This window comes from Amycolatopsis sp. NPDC054798 (genome assembly GCF_053611505.1).
Window position 1 is genome coordinate 140,650 of the sequence record NZ_JBSHAM010000001.1, and the last position, 15,552, is coordinate 156,201.

The 15,552-nt window shown below is 70.6% G+C and carries 18 protein-coding genes and 1 riboswitch; of the genes, 6 read left to right on the forward strand and 12 right to left on the reverse strand.

The features are described 5' to 3' along the window. Window positions 1–191: 191 nt before the first annotated feature. The gene (locus ACWGIC_RS00705; protein WP_452073771.1) at window positions 192–1,088 is read right to left on the reverse strand and encodes a Gfo/Idh/MocA family protein; all 897 of its coding nucleotides are present in this window, start codon (window positions 1,086–1,088) and stop codon (window positions 192–194) included. A gap of 28 nt (window positions 1,089–1,116) precedes the next feature. Next, a riboswitch (cobalamin riboswitch) is annotated at window positions 1,117–1,264 on the forward strand. 13 nt (window positions 1,265–1,277) lie between these two features. On the opposite strand from ACWGIC_RS00705, the gene ACWGIC_RS00710 reads away from it, so the two are divergent. Genes ACWGIC_RS00710 through ACWGIC_RS00725 form a run of 4 tightly spaced genes read left to right on the forward strand, consistent with a single transcriptional unit; the run spans window position 1,278 to window position 5,491 of the window. Beyond that, window positions 1,278–1,934, forward strand: coding sequence for a hypothetical protein (locus ACWGIC_RS00710; RefSeq protein WP_452073772.1), 657 nt, complete (start codon window positions 1,278–1,280; stop codon window positions 1,932–1,934). Continuing rightward, window positions 1,921–3,000: a CbiQ family ECF transporter T component gene (locus tag ACWGIC_RS00715; protein WP_452073773.1), complete on the forward strand. Its 1,080-nt coding sequence runs from the start codon at window positions 1,921–1,923 to the stop codon at window positions 2,998–3,000. The genes ACWGIC_RS00710 and ACWGIC_RS00715 overlap by 14 nt, the downstream gene beginning before the upstream one ends. Then, a complete protein-coding gene (locus ACWGIC_RS00720; protein WP_452073774.1) occupies window positions 2,997–4,709 on the forward strand; it encodes an ABC transporter ATP-binding protein in 1,713 nt (570 codons plus the stop codon). The genes ACWGIC_RS00715 and ACWGIC_RS00720 overlap by 4 nt, the downstream gene beginning before the upstream one ends. Continuing rightward, window positions 4,706–5,491 carry an ECF transporter S component gene (locus ACWGIC_RS00725; RefSeq protein WP_452073775.1) on the forward strand — a complete coding sequence of 262 codons (786 nt, stop codon included), beginning with the start codon at window positions 4,706–4,708 and terminating at the stop codon, window positions 5,489–5,491. The genes ACWGIC_RS00720 and ACWGIC_RS00725 overlap by 4 nt, the downstream gene beginning before the upstream one ends. On the opposite strand, the gene ACWGIC_RS00730 is transcribed toward ACWGIC_RS00725, so the two are convergent. From ACWGIC_RS00730 to ACWGIC_RS00740, 3 genes are all read right to left on the reverse strand, one after another. Continuing rightward, entirely contained in the window at window positions 5,484–6,317 is an 834-nt protein-coding gene (locus ACWGIC_RS00730) for an alpha/beta fold hydrolase (protein ID WP_452073776.1), read from the reverse strand. The two genes, ACWGIC_RS00725 and ACWGIC_RS00730, sit on opposite strands and share 8 nt — an antisense overlap. Before the next feature lie 68 nt (window positions 6,318–6,385). Beyond that, window positions 6,386–7,246, reverse strand: coding sequence for a 3-hydroxybutyryl-CoA dehydrogenase (locus ACWGIC_RS00735; protein WP_452073777.1), 861 nt, complete (start codon window positions 7,244–7,246; stop codon window positions 6,386–6,388). A 112-nt stretch (window positions 7,247–7,358) separates the two neighbouring features. Then, window positions 7,359–7,541: a DUF3073 domain-containing protein gene (locus ACWGIC_RS00740; RefSeq protein ID WP_037716129.1), complete on the reverse strand. Its 183-nt coding sequence runs from the start codon at window positions 7,539–7,541 to the stop codon at window positions 7,359–7,361. 207 nt (window positions 7,542–7,748) lie between these two features. Between ACWGIC_RS00740 and ACWGIC_RS00745 the strand changes: the two genes are divergently transcribed. After that, complete coding sequence (locus ACWGIC_RS00745; protein ID WP_452073778.1) at window positions 7,749–8,645, forward strand: hypothetical protein; 897 nt, start codon at window positions 7,749–7,751, stop codon at window positions 8,643–8,645. Here ACWGIC_RS00745 and ACWGIC_RS00750 read toward each other — a convergent pair. Genes ACWGIC_RS00750 through ygfZ form a run of 3 tightly spaced genes read right to left on the reverse strand, consistent with a single transcriptional unit; the run spans window position 8,626 to window position 11,301 of the window. Beyond that, window positions 8,626–9,567: an asparaginase gene (locus tag ACWGIC_RS00750; protein WP_452073779.1), complete on the reverse strand. Its 942-nt coding sequence runs from the start codon at window positions 9,565–9,567 to the stop codon at window positions 8,626–8,628. The two genes, ACWGIC_RS00745 and ACWGIC_RS00750, sit on opposite strands and share 20 nt — an antisense overlap. Further along, window positions 9,564–10,130 (reverse strand): RsiG family protein, encoded by a 567-nt coding sequence (locus ACWGIC_RS00755; protein ID WP_452073780.1) that lies wholly within the window; start codon window positions 10,128–10,130, stop codon window positions 9,564–9,566. The genes ACWGIC_RS00750 and ACWGIC_RS00755 overlap by 4 nt, the downstream gene beginning before the upstream one ends. A gap of 49 nt (window positions 10,131–10,179) precedes the next feature. After that, window positions 10,180–11,301, reverse strand: a complete 1,122-nt coding sequence (gene ygfZ / locus ACWGIC_RS00760; protein ID WP_452073781.1) for a CAF17-like 4Fe-4S cluster assembly/insertion protein YgfZ — start codon at window positions 11,299–11,301, stop codon at window positions 10,180–10,182. 31 nt (window positions 11,302–11,332) lie between these two features. On the opposite strand from ygfZ, the gene ACWGIC_RS00765 reads away from it, so the two are divergent. Next, window positions 11,333–12,178 (forward strand): aminodeoxychorismate lyase, encoded by an 846-nt coding sequence (locus ACWGIC_RS00765; protein WP_452073782.1) that lies wholly within the window; start codon window positions 11,333–11,335, stop codon window positions 12,176–12,178. Here ACWGIC_RS00765 and ACWGIC_RS00770 read toward each other — a convergent pair. From ACWGIC_RS00770 to ACWGIC_RS00790, 5 genes are read right to left on the reverse strand one after another with little or no spacing between them, the layout of a single operon-like run. Beyond that, window positions 12,066–12,926 (reverse strand): aminoglycoside phosphotransferase family protein, encoded by an 861-nt coding sequence (locus tag ACWGIC_RS00770; protein ID WP_452073783.1) that lies wholly within the window; start codon window positions 12,924–12,926, stop codon window positions 12,066–12,068. The genes ACWGIC_RS00765 and ACWGIC_RS00770 overlap by 113 nt on opposite strands. 11 nt (window positions 12,927–12,937) lie before the next feature. Beyond that, a complete protein-coding gene (locus ACWGIC_RS00775; protein ID WP_452073784.1) occupies window positions 12,938–13,357 on the reverse strand; it encodes a hypothetical protein in 420 nt (139 codons plus the stop codon). Window positions 13,358–13,359: 2 nt separating this feature from the next. Continuing rightward, window positions 13,360–14,220, reverse strand: a complete 861-nt coding sequence (locus ACWGIC_RS00780) for a 5-oxoprolinase subunit C family protein (RefSeq protein WP_452073785.1) — start codon at window positions 14,218–14,220, stop codon at window positions 13,360–13,362. After that, window positions 14,220–14,828 carry a 5-oxoprolinase subunit B family protein gene (locus ACWGIC_RS00785; protein WP_452073786.1) on the reverse strand — a complete coding sequence of 203 codons (609 nt, stop codon included), beginning with the start codon at window positions 14,826–14,828 and terminating at the stop codon, window positions 14,220–14,222. The genes ACWGIC_RS00780 and ACWGIC_RS00785 overlap by 1 nt, the downstream gene beginning before the upstream one ends. Before the next feature lie 16 nt (window positions 14,829–14,844). Continuing rightward, a complete protein-coding gene (locus tag ACWGIC_RS00790; protein WP_452073787.1) occupies window positions 14,845–15,456 on the reverse strand; it encodes an FABP family protein in 612 nt (203 codons plus the stop codon). Window positions 15,457–15,552 lie beyond the last annotated feature (96 nt).

Sequence of the window (15,552 nt, forward strand, 5' to 3'; positions counted from 1 at the left end):
AAGCCTTTCGGAAGGAAGGAAAGCACAGGCAGCACGAAACCAGGCAGGGCTTCCCACGCCAGGCGCGCAGGCCAGACAGCTCAGGCCAGACAGCTCAGGCCAGGCGGCCGGGGTGGGCCGTGGCGGAGCACATAGGCATTCCTTCGTCCGAAACGAACTTCCCGTTCATCGTCTCAGACCGGGCAAGCGAATTAAGAACTCAGCGCGGCCCGCGCCTGGTCCACGATCCGAGCCAGGTGCACGCCTCGCCGGACATCGCAGGGGTGCGTGGTCGTTCCGCACGACACCATCGCGGCGAAGTCGTCCAGCAGCGCGGTGTACGCGTCGTTCGCCGTGCCAGCGCGGCCGAGGGTGCGGAGGCCGTGCTCGCCGAAGACCGAGTACTCGACCACCGTCGGCTGCACCGGCAGGCGCATGCTGAGGGTCGCGGTGCTCGTGATGCCGCCTTCGTGTTCGAGCAGCAGTTGCCAGAGGTCTTCGGGACCGCGGTGCGCGGCGAGGACGCCGGTGATCGGACCAAGGGCGGCGTCGAGGAGGTCGAACGCGTGCGGGCCGACGTCGGCGAGTGCGCCGCCCGCCGGGTCCTGTCGCCAGGTCGAGGTCGCGTACTTGCCGCCGAGCAGCGCGCCGGACAGCCACCGCACGCTGCCGCCTCGCCAACCGCCAGCGGCGGTGACGCCGTCCAGCCAGTCGCGCGTCTGCTGGGAAAACCGCAGCGTGAGCATCACCAGCGAAGCCACGCCAGCGGACGTCACGGCGTCGGCGAGACGCTGTGCCGAGGCCAGGTCGGCGGCGATCGGTTTTTCCAGGATCAGGTGCTTGCCCGCCTCCGCGGCCCGGGTCGCCAGTTCGGCCTGCACGGTCGGCGGCACGGCGAACGCGAGCGCGTCGACCTGCTCGAACAACTCGTCCAGATCGCTGGTCGGCACGGCGTCGTAGGCCTGCGCCAGCGCGGCGGCGGCTTCCGGCCGACGGCTCCACACAGCACTGAGCACGGTCCCTGGATGATCCGCGAGCCCGGGAGCGTGCACCGTGGTGGCCCACGGTCCGGTTCCTACGAGGCCGACGCGCAGCTGGTCCTGTCCCACGCCCGGAAGTGTAGGTGTGTCCGCGGTCGCTTCCGGCGCGGCCTGCGGTGCGTTAACGTCGACAAGTTCTTCGCCACGAACGGGGGAAGCCGGTGAGAATCCGGCGCTGGCCCGCAACCGTGAGCGGCCCGCGAGGGACCGCGAGCCGGATCGCCCGTCGTGGTCCGATCGATGCGAGGTACATCTGACATGAAGTTCGGCCACGCGCGGCACTGGGGGCGAGTCCTCGCCGGCTGCGCTCTTCTCGTCGCCACCGGTTTGGGCGGGGCGTCCTCCGCCTCGGCGACCACGCCCGGCAAGGGCACCGCAGGTTATTGCCAGGACGACAACGGCGTCACGGTGATCGTCGATTTCCAGGGGCTCGGCGGCGAAACCCTGATCCGGTGCGCTCCCGGCAAACAGGAAAACGGCGTCACCGCCCTGCAGAACGCGGGCTTCGAACTCGCCGGTGCGGGCAAGTACGGCCTGGCGGTGATGTGCAAGATCGAGGGCAAGCCCGCCGACCAGACCTGCACCGGAATGCCGCCGGAGAACGCGTCCTGGAGCTTCTGGACCGCCGCCAACGGCGGTAAATGGGCCTCGGCGCAGGTCGGCGCGCAGAGCTGGAAGCCGCCCGCCGGTGCGTTCGAGGGCTGGTCGTTCGCGATCGGCAAGTCCTACACCGAGTATCCGCCGCCGCGCACCGAACCGGTGCGCAAAGCCAACGCGCCCGCGGAATCTCCGGCTCCGGCGTCCACTTCGGACAGTGGATTCCCGTGGGGACTGGTGATCGGCATCGTGGTCGTCGTGCTGCTCGTGGTGGCCGGGACGGTCGTCGCGGTGCGCCGCAGGCGTGCCGCGGAGTAGCCCGCGAGCGCTCCATCCCGGCGCGTGGTGGGTGTGGGCGCTCGCGCTCGCCGTCGCCGCCAGCCGGACCACGAACCCGGTTCTGCTCGCTCTGGTGATCGCGGTGGCCGGGTTCGTCGTGGTGCTCCGCCGCGGCGACGCGCCGTGGGCGCTGGCGTTCCGGATGTACGCCTGGGTCGCCGGGGTGATCCTGGCCTCGCGCGTGCTGTTCCGGATCCTGATCGGCGGCGAGGACGGCGGCCACATCCTGTTCACGCTGCCGACCATCCCGCTGCCGAGCGTCGCGGCCGGCATTCAGCTCCTCGGCCCCACTTCGGCCGAGGAGCTGCTCGGCGGCCTGTACGACGGACTCCGGCTGGCGACGATCGTGCTCTGCGTCGGTGCCGCGAACGCGCTGGCGAACCCGAAACGCCTGCTCAAGGCAGTGCCTGGGGCGCTGTACGAGGTGGGGACGGCGGTGACTGTCGCGTTGTCCGTGGCACCGCAGCTGGTTGAGAGCGTGCAACGGGTGCGTCGCGCGCGTCGGCTGCGGGCTGGCAAGACGCGCGGCCTGCGGTTCGTGAAGGGGATTTTCGTGCCGGTACTGGCCGACGCCATGGACCGGTCACTGCAGCTCGCGGCGGCCATGGACTCCCGCGGCTACGGACGGCGCGGCTACCTCTCGCCGCGCGTCCGGATGCTGATCGCGACCTGTGTGCTGGCCGGGCTGGTCGGCGTCGCGGTGGGGGTTTACGGCGTGCTCGACGGGTCCGCGTCGTGGCTCGGCGTGCCGATGCTCGTCGCCGGCCTGGTGCTGGCCGCCGCCGGATTCGTGCTGGGCGGACGGCAGATCCGGCGCACGACCTACCGGCCCGATCCGTGGCGGCTGCCGGAGACGCTGGTCGCGCTGTGCGGCGTCGCGACCGCGGTGCTCGTGCTGATCGCCGACCCGGTTTCGCTCACCACCCCGGCCAGCCCGCCGACCTGGCCGGAGCTGCCGCTGCTGCCTGCCGTCGCGGTGCTGATCAGCGTGCTGCCCGCTTGGTTCGCGCCGCGTCCGGCGCTGGTGTCGGAGGTCGTCCGATGATCGAGTTCTCGCAGGTCAGCGTCACTTACGACGGGGCGGACCGGCCGGTGCTCCGGGACGTCGACGTGACGATCGAGGAGGGCGAACTCTGCCTCGTCGCCGGACGCACCGGTGTCGGCAAGTCGACATTGCTCGGCGCGATCAACGGTCTCGTCCCGCATTTCACCGGCGGCACGCTGGCCGGACGCGTCGAGGTCGCCGGGCTCGACACCGCCACTCATCCGCCGCGTGAACTGGCGTCGGTGGTCGGTGTGGTCGGACAGGATCCGCTGGCCGGATTCGTCACCGACACCGTCGAGGAGGAACTGGCTTACGCGATGGAGCAGCTCGCCGTCGCGCCGGACGTGATGCGCAAACGCGTCGAGGAAACCCTCGACCTGCTGGGCATCGCCGAACTCCGCGACCGTCCACTTCGGACTCTCTCCGGCGGGCAGCAGCAACGCGTCGCGATCGGCGCGGTGCTCACGGCGCACCCGAGCGTGCTGGTGCTGGACGAACCGACGTCGGCGCTCGACCCGACCGCGGCCGAGGAGGTGCTGGCCGCGATCACCCGGCTGGTGCACGACCTGGGCACGACGGTCGTCGTCGCCGAGCACCGGATGGAACGCGTCGCGCAGTACGCCGACCGCCTGCTCTACCTGCCCGGCGACGGCACCGTGGTCTCCGGCCCGCCAGCGGAAGTCTTCGCCGAGACCGACGTCGCCCCGCCGATCGTCGAGCTAGGGCGGCTCGCGGGCTGGTCACCGCTGCCGCTTTCGGTCCGCGACGCCCGCCGTCTCGCCCGCCCACTGCGAGAACGCCTGGCCGAGCGCCGCCCCAATGTGGCATTGGGTGCTCCACCGATGCCCCCGCCGCCGCCCTCAACGGAGGCGCTGCGCGCCACTGGCCCATTCAACGCACCGAACGCCACATTGGGTGCGTCGCATGCACCCAATGCCACATTGGGGCGCTCTGGCGAAGCGGTGCTCAAGGCGAGGGGCGTGCGGGTCCGGTACGGCGGCGTGAACGCGGTACGCGGCGTTGACCTGCGGCTGAACCGCGGCGAGGTGGTCGCGCTGATGGGCCGGAACGGCTCGGGCAAGTCCTCGCTGCTGTGGGCGTTGCAGGGCAGCGGACCCCGGTCCGACGGCACGGTCGACGTCCTCGGCGCGGACCCGAAGTCGCTCCGGACGCGGGCTGCTCGCACGCGGGTCGGGCTGGTCCCGCAGACCCCGTCCGACCTGCTGTACCTCGATTCCGTCGCGGCGGAACTGCGGCAGGCGGACGTCGAATCGGACGTCACGCCAGGCACCGCGCGGAAGCTGCTCGACCGGCTCGTGCCCGGCGTCGCCGACGACACGAACCCGCGTGACCTCTCCGAAGGCCAGCGACTCGCCTTGGTGCTGGCCGTGCAGCTCGCCGCCGCCCCGCCGGTCGTCCTGCACGACGAGCCGACCCGTGGCCTGGACTACCCGGCGAAACGGCACTTCGCGACGATCCTCGCCGACCTGGCCGCCGAGGGACACGCGGTGCTGCTGGCAACCCACGACGTCGAGTTCGTCGCCTCCGCCGCACACCGCGTCGTGGTCCTCGCCGAGGGCGAAGTGGTCGCGGACGGCCCGACCGCGGACGTCGTCGTAGCCTCGCCCGCCTTCGCGCCGCAGGTCGCGAAGATCCTCGCGCCGGAGCCGTGGCTGACCGTGGACGCGGTAGCGAAGGCGCTGGCGTGACCGATTTCCTGGGCCCCGCCGTCCGCATCCGGCTCCGCACGGCGCTGGTGCTGACGGCGGCCGTCGTGGTCGGGCTGGCGATGTTCTGCTGGCCGCTGCTCGCCCGCGGCACCGTCGGCGCCTCCGCGCACGTGACCGACGCGCCGTTCGTTTTCCTCGTGACGCTGCCGGTGCTGATCCTGATCGTGCTGGCCGAGCTGTCCAGCGGCGGACTCGACGCGAAGGCGCTCGCGCTGCTCGGCGTGCTGTCCGCGGTGAACGCCGCGCTGCGCCCGCTCGGCGCGGGCACCGGCGGGATCGAGCTGGTGTTCTTTCTTCTCGTGCTGGCCGGGCGGGTGTTCGGGCCGGGTTTCGGGTTCGTCCTCGGCTCGACGTCCCTGTTCGCGTCCGCGCTGCTCACCGGCGGGGTCGGGCCGTGGCTGCCATTCCAGATGCTGGCGTCGTCGCTGGTCGGCCTTGGCGCCGGGCTGTTGCCGCGCCGGGTGAAGGGCCGGTGGGAGATCGCGATGCTGGCGGTCTACGGCGTGGTCGCCGCCTACTTCTACGGCCTCGCGATGAGCCTGTTCACCTGGCCGTTCCTGGCGAATCACACAGCGCTGGACTTCGTCCCGGGCGGCCCGCTCGGCGACAACCTGCACCGGTTCCTGGTCTTCACCGTGCTGACGTCCACTTTGGGCTGGGACACCGGCCGCGCGCTCACGAACCTGGTCGCGATCGTCGTGCTGGGCCCGGCGATCCTGACGGTGCTGCGCCGGGCGGCGCGGCGAGCGGCGTTCAGCTGACCGACTGGCCGACCTTGTCCAAGACCTCGACGAACTGAGCCATCCCGGCCGCGTTCGGGAAGTGCGACGTGTCGAGGTCGTACACCTCGAACTGCGTGCCGGGAGTGTGCGCGTCGGCCTCGGCGATCATCCGGTCCTGCAGAGCGAGCGGCACGAGGCGGTCTTGGAGATGCCGGACGTAGAACCGCGGGACGCGCCCCCACCGCTGCGGCGTGCCGCGCGAGTCGGTCGCGCTGCGGCCGATGATGTCGTCCGGGGCCATCGCGTTGAGCAGGGCGTAGAACTCGCCGTCGGTCGCGTCCGGGCAGAGCGCCGCTTTCGCCGCCGTCAACGCCTCCGCCGAGGAAGACCGCCAGTTGAAGCGCATCGCCCCGATCGCCGCCGGATCGGCCGCGATGAACCCGAGCATCGCGCCGACCAGCGACGTCGCGGCCTCCGGCGTGGCCAGATACTCCTCCGGCGTCGGCAGTTCGACGCAACAGAACGCGGCGTCGTAGACCAGCGCCGACACCAGCTCCGGGACCTCTTCGGCGACGAGGGTGACCAGCGCGCCGCCGATGCTCGACCCGACCAGCACGACCGGACCCAGCGCCGCGGCCCGGCGGACGACGTCCACAGTGGCCGCGACCTGGTCGGCCACGGTCACGCCGGCCAGCGCCGAGGGTTCGGTGGCGAACGCGCCGAGATCCTGCGGAGCCTGATAAGACAGCCGGAACTGCTGCTCCGGCTGCGGCACGCCCACCCCGCGATACCCGCGCAGCACGAGTTCAGGCGGGGCGGCGGACACGCCGTTGGCACCGGCGGCGAAGACGAACGTCGAGGTCATGCCGCACAGTCAAGCGACCCGCCCGGCCCCGCACAGCGGGGAAAGGTTGCGGGACGCCGCAACTAAAGTCAGGAGTACGAGTAGAACCCTCGACCGGTCTTCTTGCCGAGCAGTCCGGCGTCGACCATGCGCAGCAGCAGCGGCGGCGACGAGTACAACGGCTCCTTGAACTCGGCGTACATCGAGTCCGCGATCGCCTTGATGGTGTCGAGGCCGATCAGGTCGGACAGCCGCAGCGGACCCATCGGATGCGCCGTGCCCAGCTCCATGCCGCGGTCGATGTCCTCGGCCGAGGCGAAGCCCGATTCGATCATCCGGATCGCCGACAGCAGATACGGCACCAGCAGCGAGTTCACGATGAACCCGGCACGGTCCTGCGACCGGATCACCGTCTTGCCCAGCGCGCCGGTGGCGTGCTCCTCGGCCCGGCGGGCGGTCTCCTCGCTGGTCAGCAGCGACGGGACCAGTTCGACCAGCGGCAGCACCGGCACCGGGTTGAAGAAGTGGATGCCGACGACCTGCTGCGGACGGCCGGTGGCCATGCCGAGCTTCATGATCGGGATCGACGAGGTGTTGGACGCGAACACCGCGTCCTCGCGCTCGACGATCTTGTCCAGCGTCCGGAACACGTCGACCTTGGCCTGCTCCTGTTCCAGGATGGCCTCGACGACGAGATCGCGGTCGGCGAACTCGGCGATGTCCGTGGTGAAGCGCAGCCGCCCGAGAGCCGCTTCGGCGTCCTCTTCGGCCAGCTTGCCGTTGCGGACGCCGCGTTGCAGCGACTTCTCGATGCGCGCCTTGCCCGCGTCGAGGGCGGGCTGGTTCACCTCGGTGACCAGCACGTCCAACCCGGACCTGGCGTGCACCTCGGCGATGCCGGAGCCCATCAGCCCGGCTCCGACCACACCTACTCGTGCGATGTCGCTCACCCGTTCAACTCCTTCGTCACCTCACCGGCGTGCAAGAAAACGGGCAGCACACGACGCGCGAGGGCGTCTCGGACCTACGTCCGATTCCGCCCTCGCGTGTCGTGTGCCTGCGTCAACGGCGGTACTCGTCGTACCCGTCGTCGTACGGGTCCTCGTACCGCTTGTCGTCCTCGTGGTTGTCCGAGGAACTACTCGACAGCTCGCGCTGCAAAGCATCGAAGTCGGTTTCGTGGGAGCTGTATTTGAGCTCGCGCGCCACCTTCGTCTGCTTGGCCTTAGCCCGGCCGCGCCCCATGGCTCGACCCCCTCGCACAGGGGCGGGGCGGCCGGGGGAATCGGCGGCCCCGCATCGTCTCGACAGTTCTTTCCTGCTGACACCGTACCGTGTCCCGGGGGGTGGATGCGACGTGGCACGGTGTGCTCGTCGCGACAGTGTCCGCCGGACGCCGGTTACCGGCACGTCGATGCGGATCGGCGCTGGTCGGCGTGCCACGATGCTCGGGTGCTCCGACCCTTCGTGGCCTATCTGCGGGTGTACGAACCTCTGCGCGCGCTGGGCGATCCTCCTGCGCAACAGCTGGTCGAGGCCGTTTCCGCGGGCGGGCTCAGCCGGGTCGGGATCGGCGAACGCGAACAGTGGATGTGGCTCAAGTCACAGGCGGCCGCACCGGCGCGGCTGCTGCCCGCGCAGCTGCGCGACGGACGGCCCTCGCCGAGCCTCGTCACCGACGTGCTCGTGCTCGACCCGGCCGACGTCCCCGCCGGCCACTCGGCCGAAGGCCCGTTCGCGTGCCCGCTCGAACTGCGTGCCCGCTCGGCCGCGGCGCTGAGCACCTTCCTCGCCGACTCCGAGCCGGCGTTGCGGATCGCGATCCTCGACGCGGGCGGTGTCACGGCGGATCGGGCCCGCGCTGAGACCAAGGCCGCGATGACCGACCTCACGGCCGCCGCCGCGCACACCCTGACCACCACGTGGACCGTCCCGCTGCCCTGGTTCTCGCTGGTCGACCCGGACGAACGCAAGCTCGTGCTCGGCAGCGGCCCGGACGATCCGGCGCGGGAGGCGTCCTGGCGGACGCCGATGTCGGCCGCGCTCCGCCGGGCCACCGAGGCGAGCGAGCTGATCGAGACGACCTTCGGCGACTCCGGCCCCGGCCGGGTGCTCTCGCAGACCCGGCAGTGGCTGGAGAGCTTCGACCCGGACTCGGTGGTCGAACTGGACTACGGCGGCCTCGTGCAGCTGTTCGCCGACTCGCTGCTGGACGCCGACTCCACCGCGGAGGAGGTCCACGACATTCTCGACGCGCTGCGCACCGGGAACGTCGAGGAGCTGGCCGAGCTGTTTTCGCAGCTGCGCGAGTTCTGGGGCGACCTCGCGGCTAAAGAGCACTCCAACTGACCCGAAGCTCGCCTTGCCGCTCTCCGCCGCCGAGCACGGCGGGGTTGACCAGGTCGGACAGCTCCGGGGCCTCGATGCCCAGGCGCGCGAGGACGGCCATGGCCAGCGGGGGCAACGCTCGCTTGTTGCCGTCCGAGATCTTGATCGCGCACGCGGTGCCGTCGCCTAGCGCGAACGCCAGGACGCCCTCGGCGCCGCTCTTCGACAGCAGCCCGGGCACAGCCTGCATCAGCCGGGTGTCCTCCCGCCCGGAGCCCGCGACCAGCCATGGGTGCGCGCGCATCGCGTCGGCCACCCGGCGTTCGTCGGTGCCCGGGTCAGCTTGGACGAGCCGGCCGAACGACCGGGCGAGACCAGTCGGCGAGAACGCGAAGAGCGGCGCGCTGCAACCGTCGACGCCGACCGCGGCGATGGCTTCGCCGGTCAGCTCCTCGACTGTCTTCGCGAGCTGGACCTGCAGCGGATGGTCCGGCTTCTGGTAGCCGTCGGTGTCCCAGCCGTTCGCGACGCAGGTGGCGAGCATCGCGGCGTGTTTGCCGGAGCAGTTCATCGTGATCTTCCGCGGCTCGTCGGCCGCGCGCCGGGCGTCCTCGCCGATCGGCAGCTCAGCCGGGCAGGCCAGCGCCGAGGGATCGAGCCCGGCGCCGGACAGCATCGCGGCGACACGTTCGACATGTCCGGTTTCGCCGGAATGCGAGGCGCACCCCAGCGCCAGGTCCGCGCCGTCGTAGCCGAGCCCGGCGCGGAGCATCCCTACGCCCTGCAGCGGCTTGTTCGCCGAGCGGGGGAAGAACGGGCTCGTCACGTCGCCTGCGGAGAACTGGACGGAGCCGTCCGGAGCGGTGACGACGAGACACCCGTGGTGCACGCTCTCGACGAACCCGTTCCGGACGACCTCGACGAGGATCGGTTGGCCGGTCATTCCTCGGCGCGCCCCAGTTCGCTGTCCAGCAGCTGGTCCACAGTGGCCGCTCCGCTGCTGTAGCGCGCGGCGATCTCGGCGTTGAGCGTGTCCATCACGCCTTGGACCTGGCGGCGAAAGGAGGACACGGACGCTTCCTCGGCCGCGTACGTGTCCAGCGCGGCGGCGAGCTTGTCGTCCGACAGGGAGCCGACGTCGGTGAGCCCGGTGTCGCCGATCAGCGCCTCCGCGTGTCTGCGGTGCTCGCCCGCGCGGGACGGTTCGAGCTGCTGATGACGGCCGGAACCGGCGGCCGGGCCGAGCGCGTTGTCGGCGAGGATCGACGCCAGCCGGTCGACGATGCTGCTTTCCCCGCCGGACGAACGGCGTTCCTGTTCGGCGCGCACGATGTCGATGCGGGCGTGCAGGAGCCGGCGCAGGTAGGACAGGTCTGTCTCCTCCTGCGCGGCCTCGTCGCGCCGCTCGCGCAGCACCGGGAGCGGCAAGTCGCCTAGTCCGGTGAGATATCCCGGGCCGAGGACGCGGTCGATCCGTCGTCGCCCGCCGGGACGCACTTCGATCACGGGCACATCCTGCTCCACATTCGGCGACGACGCTACCGTCGAGTTCACTTCAGCCCCGCAGTCTCTGCGCCGCTTCCCGCCCGGGCGCCGCGTGCTCGCCCGGCACCGAGTCCGGATCGACAGTGGCCTGGACCACTCGGTCCTCGTCGCCTGCCAGCAGTTCCGCCCCGCCCGGCACCGAGCGCTTGACCAGCGCCAGCGCGATCGGCCCGAGTTCGTGGTGCTGCGCGACCGTGCCGATCCGGCCGACCACGCGCTCGCCGAGTTTCACCGGGTCGCCGGTCTCCGGCGTGATCTCCGGCGAACCGTCGAGGTGCAGCAGCGCGAGATACCGCGGCGGACGGCCGACGTTGTGCACCTTCGAGACGGTCTCCTGGCCGCGGTAGCAGCCCTTCGAGACGTGCGCGGCCGAGCCGATCCAGCCGACCTCGTGCGGGATCGTCCGCTCGTCGGTGTCGACGCCGAGCCGCGGATGCCGTGCTTCCACGCGCAGCGCGTCGAAGGTCCACGAGCCGGCCGGACGCGCGCCGGCGTCGGTGAGCCGTTGCCACCATTGAGTGAGCTGGGCGCGCGGCACCACGAGATCCGCTCCGGCTCGCGACGGCCACGGCATCCGGCGGGCGAAACCGCCTTCGGGCAGCGCTGTCACCGAATACGGCTCGGCCCCGAGTTCGACGCCGAGCACGCTGTCAGTCTCCGGGCCGAGCACCGAAAGGACGGCCAGTTCCTCGGTCGCGTCGCGGATCTCGACCTTGGACCAGAACTTCATCGCTTCGAGGTAGTCGCGCAGAGTTTGCTTGCCGCCCTTGGGCAACGCGCTCGTGGCGACCGGGCCGGGGTCGCTGTCGAGGTACACCGTCCCGCCGGTGTGCGCGAGCACGACGTGGGTGTCGACGTGGCCTTGGCTGTCGAGGACGAGCGCTTCGGTGCCAGTGTTTTCGGCGAGTTCGGTGACGTGTTGCGAGATCACCAAATGCAGCCAGGACAAGCGTTCCTCACCGGTGACAGCGAGGATTTCTCGGTGCGAGCGGTCGATGACGACCACTCCTCGGGCGGCGGTGCGCTGCTCGGCGAACGGATCGCCCCAGTGCCACGGAACTCCGGCTTCCGGATGGCCCTCGGGCGCGGCGACCGCGCGGGGGATTGCGAGCAGCGGCGAGCTGTACGGCATAGCCCTAAGGGTAAGTGAGTACCTTGAGGGGATGCGCGTTCTCGCCTTCCTCGACGGTTCACTGGCCGACCCCGAAGCCGCTCACCTCCGGGTGGACGACCTCGGCCTGCTGCGCGGAGACGGGGTGTTCGAAACGATCCTCGTGGCAGTGAAAAAGCCGCGGGAAATGCGTCCGCACCTCGACCGGCTCGCCCGTTCCGCGGCGATGCTGGACCTCCCGGCCCCGGACTTGGACGGCTTCGCCCGAGCCGCGCAGGCGGTCGTCGACGCGTGGAAGGGCGGCCCGGAGATCGCACTGAAACTCGTGTACACGCGGGGTGTGGACGGCGATCCGGACGGCAAGCCGACGGCGTTCGCGATGGGCCTGGAGGTCGACGAGAAGGTGCTGCGGGCGCGCACCGAAGGGGTTTCCGTGGTGACCCTGGAGCGCGGTTTCGGCCCCGAACTCGCCGAACGCGCACCGTGGCTTTTGCTCGGTGCGAAAACGGTTTCGTACGCGATGAACATGGCCGCGTTGCGCGAGGCGGCCCGTCGCGGAGCCCAAGATGTGATCTTCACCGCTACCGACGATTCGGTGCTCGAAGGACCGACGTCGACGGTCGTGCTGGCGAAGGAGCGGACCCTCTACACGCCGCCGTCCACTGTTGGCATCCTGCCAGGAACGACGCAGTACGCGTTGTTCCGCGGCGCGGAGAAGGCAGGCTGGTCGGTCAAGGTGGAGCCGCTTTCGGTGGCCGACCTGCTGCGCGGGGACGGGGTTTTCCTCACGTCGTCGGTGCGGAAGGTGACTCGGGTGCACACGCTGAACGGGACGGTGCTGCCGGATTCGACGGCGCTGCACGGGGAACTGGTGGCGGCTTACGAGAGCGAGTACTGAGTGTCTCGGCGTTGGCTTCGATATACGCGACGTCCCGCAGATAGAGCCGATCGTGTCCGGCCGCGACGTGGCTCGCGAAGCCCTCGTGGCCGGACGCGGCTTGGGTGCGCATGAGGTGCACCAGGTCGCGCAGCCGGTCGGCGGCCGCTTCAACCACGGCTGTGCGGTCGGCTAATCCGTAGGCGTCGCAGAACAGTTTCGCGCGGGCTGCTTGGTCTTCGACCGAGCCGAAACCGTCCTCATTGGCCGGATCGGTCAGCGGCGCGAACCGGTAGACGGCGTAGCCGAGGTCGTGCAGGCGCGGTCCGGGGTGCGCGGTGTCGAAATCGATCAGGCCCACGACTTCTTCGCCGCGCAGCACGCAGTTGTACGGCGCGAAATCTCCATGACAGATGACCTCGGCGGGTTCCTGATCCGGCAACATCCACCCGCCCGGCATCGCGGTGGCGAGATCGGCAGTCGCATCGTGGTACGCGCGCAGCAGCTTCGCGGCGGAGAGCAACGCGGTGGTGCTGCGGGCCGGCGAGGTCAGCGGGTAGTTGCTGACCTCGCCGGGCAGGAACTCCAGCACGTCCGTGTCGCCCTCCGCGCGGAAGTACCGCGGAGCCTGCCGGAACCCGGCGGTTTCGAGGTGACGCAGCAACGCGGCGACCCGGTCGCTCCACGGCCGTCGCTCGCGCCGAACCGTCTCGCCGACCCGGACGACCGTGTTCAGCCCGCCGGCGAACACCTGCCGATCTTCGGTCATACCCCCGGAAGCTAGCCCGGATTCTCCGCCCGAGCAGCCGAAATAAGCACCACCGACGGCGTGACCCCTTCCGCCCGGTACGCGCTGATCTTGTGGTGCCCGTCGAGCAGAAACGGCCGCTGGCCAGACAAAACCACCGCTACCGGCCGGTGCCCGGAACGGATCGCCGCGCGGTAGTACGCGACCCGGGCGTCGTCGCCGTCCGGCCAAGGGTTCGCCGGGACGAGATCACGGTCCTCGAACCGCTCCGGGCCGCTGACGCGGTACTGGCCGTCGACGAGCAAGGCCAGCAGTTCGCGGAGGGTTTCCGCCAGCGGGAGGCGTACCTGACCGGTCGCGAGCGCGATGCGCAGCGACTGCGGCAGCTCCGCCCGTCCTCCGGTGTTCAGCTCCAGGAAACCCGTGCCGCCGGTGATCGTTACCCGTTCCACGCTCAGAAGGACGCGTGGAACCGCACCAAGGTTCCGGGGCGTGCTTGAGCGAGTGCTCCGAGTGACTCCCGTCTCACGACCGCGACCACGGGGTAACCGCCCGTGGTCGGATGATCGGCCAGGAACACCAGCGGCAATCCGTTCGGGGGAACCTGAATCGCGCCGGTGAGCACGCCCTCGCTGGGCAACTCCGAATTGGCCACAGTGGACACCCGGCGCAGCGGCGGCCCGTCAAGGCGGACTCCCACCCGGTTGGATTCCGCGGTGACTGTCCACTGTGCGTTGAGCGCGTTCACGGCATCGGCGAACCAGTCGTCGCGAGGGCCGAGCAGGACGGGCACTGCCAACTGCGCCGGTACCGGCGCAGCGGCGACCACGTCGGCACCGGACGGAACACCGGTCGCGGGGCCGAGCGGGACAACTGCGCCAGCGCTCAACGGAGACGGGCCGAGTCCGGATAGGACATCGGTCGACCGGCTGCCCAGCACCGGCGGTACGGCGATGCCGCCGGACACCGTCAGGTAGCAGCGCAGTCCGGAATCGGGTCGGCCGATCGTCAGTTTTTGGCCTGGCCGCAACGGAATCGGCGTGTGCGAGCCGGTCTCTTGTCCGTCGACCGACACTGCGACCGGCGGTCCGGTCACTGCGGCGGTGCACGAAGCGGCGGCCTGGACGGTCAGTCCGCCCAGCACGGTTTCGATCCCGGCGGCGTCCTCGGCATTGCCGACCAGCCGGTTGCCGAGCCGCAGCGCGGCGGTATCAAGTGCACCCGACGGTGGGACGCCCAGATGCGCGTAACCGGGGCGGCCGAGGTCCTGCACCAGAGCCAGCGAACCGGTCGAGACGATCTCCAGCGCGCGCATCAGACGCTCCGGAACCGCACGCGGAGACCGGGCGCGAACAACGCGGGCTGCGCGGCCTCGGGATCGAAGAGCGTCGCCTCGGTGTGCCCGATCAACCGCCAGCCGCCGGGGGATTCCCGCGGGTAGACGCCGGTGTACTCGTCCGCGATGGCCACCGAGCCAGCGGGGACGCGGGTGCGCGGGGAGGTCAGCCGCGGCTGCCGCAGTTCGGCGGGAAGCCCGGCGAGATAACCGAAACCGGGTGCGAACCCAGTGAACGCGACCGTGTAGACCGCGCTGGTGTGGAGGGTGACGACCTCGTCGACGCTGAGCCCCGCGTCCTCAGCGACCAGGGAGAGGTCTTCGCCGGAGTAATGCACGTCCAAAACGACTTCACGGACGTCCGCGACCCGCGGGTGCGCCAGATCGGCCGAGGCCAGCAACGACCGCGCGGCCTCCAGCGCACCTGAACCGGGCGTCGCGACTACCAGCAGGCTGCGGGCACCGGGAACGATCTCTTCGACGCCGTCGAGCGCGGCTTCGGTGAGCGTCGCCCGGGCCGCGCTCATCTCCTCGAGTGAGGCGCAGTCGAGCAGGGCGGCGTGTTCGCCGTACCGCCGCCAGCGCACGGCGTCTCCCGGAGCCTCAGCCCACCACGCGGCGCAGCAGCGCGGAAGCGTGCGGCTGCATTTCCTGACCGACCATCGCGCGCTCCTCGACGTACCCGAGGTCGCCGTTCACCAGGCCGTACAGCCGCTGCGCACCGGTGACCTCCTTGGCCGTCGCGGTGCGGATGACCGCGTCGGTGCCGAGCTCCCAGGACGTCTGGCTGCGCGGTTTCCCGTAGTACAGCTCGACGATGCCGGAGCTGTGCGTGAGCAGCAGCTCGATGGTGTCGTCCTCCTGCGGCCGCCAGAACCCGGTTTCGCGGGCGGCCGGCCGCAGCACGCTGCCGTCCTCGTTCAGCAGCCACGAGCGCGCCTCGTGGAACAGGAACGGGCGGCCGTCGTGGGAGACGGTCAGCTGCTGCGCGAACTTGATCGGCCCGTCGATCGTCGGGTAGTCGATCTCGCCCTCGCCGCGCCAGACGCCGACGAGGGGCAGCAGTGCCAGGCACGCGTCGTTCAGGTTCGGGCCCTCGCGCAGGTTCGCCGTGTCGTTCGGGATCGGCAGGTCGTCCCACAACGGCAGATTGCGGTCGCGCGTGCTGGCGGCCCGCTCGTCGGCTGCTGCGATGGCTTCGTCGCCACTCGTCATGCTGATCAGCGCTGGTCGGCGTACAGCCGGTAGACGACGTAGACCGCGAACCACACGGTGGCGATGCCCGCGATGATCAACAGGGTCGTAAACAAG

Bases quoted from the DNA above. Each gene is read 5' to 3' on its own strand.
- ACWGIC_RS00710 (WP_452073772.1), top strand. From the start codon at position 1,278: ATGAAGTTCGGCCACGCGCGGCACTGGGGGCGAGTCCTCGCCGGCTGC.
- ACWGIC_RS00720 (WP_452073774.1), top strand. From the start codon at position 2,997: ATGATCGAGTTCTCGCAGGTCAGCGTCACTTACGACGGGGCGGACCGG.
- ACWGIC_RS00730 (WP_452073776.1), bottom strand. From the start codon at position 6,317: ATGACCTCGACGTTCGTCTTCGCCGCCGGTGCCAACGGCGTGTCCGCC.
- ACWGIC_RS00740 (WP_037716129.1), bottom strand. From the start codon at position 7,541: ATGGGGCGCGGCCGGGCTAAGGCCAAGCAGACGAAGGTGGCGCGCGAG.
- ACWGIC_RS00750 (WP_452073779.1), bottom strand. From the start codon at position 9,567: ATGACCGGCCAACCGATCCTCGTCGAGGTCGTCCGGAACGGGTTCGTC.
- ygfZ (WP_452073781.1), bottom strand. From the start codon at position 11,301: ATGCCGTACAGCTCGCCGCTGCTCGCAATCCCCCGCGCGGTCGCCGCG.
- ACWGIC_RS00765 (WP_452073782.1), top strand. From the start codon at position 11,333: ATGCGCGTTCTCGCCTTCCTCGACGGTTCACTGGCCGACCCCGAAGCC.
- ACWGIC_RS00770 (WP_452073783.1), bottom strand. From the start codon at position 12,926: ATGACCGAAGATCGGCAGGTGTTCGCCGGCGGGCTGAACACGGTCGTC.
- ACWGIC_RS00780 (WP_452073785.1), bottom strand. From the start codon at position 14,220: ATGCGCGCGCTGGAGATCGTCTCGACCGGTTCGCTGGCTCTGGTGCAG.
- ACWGIC_RS00790 (WP_452073787.1), bottom strand. From the start codon at position 15,456: ATGACGAGTGGCGACGAAGCCATCGCAGCAGCCGACGAGCGGGCCGCC.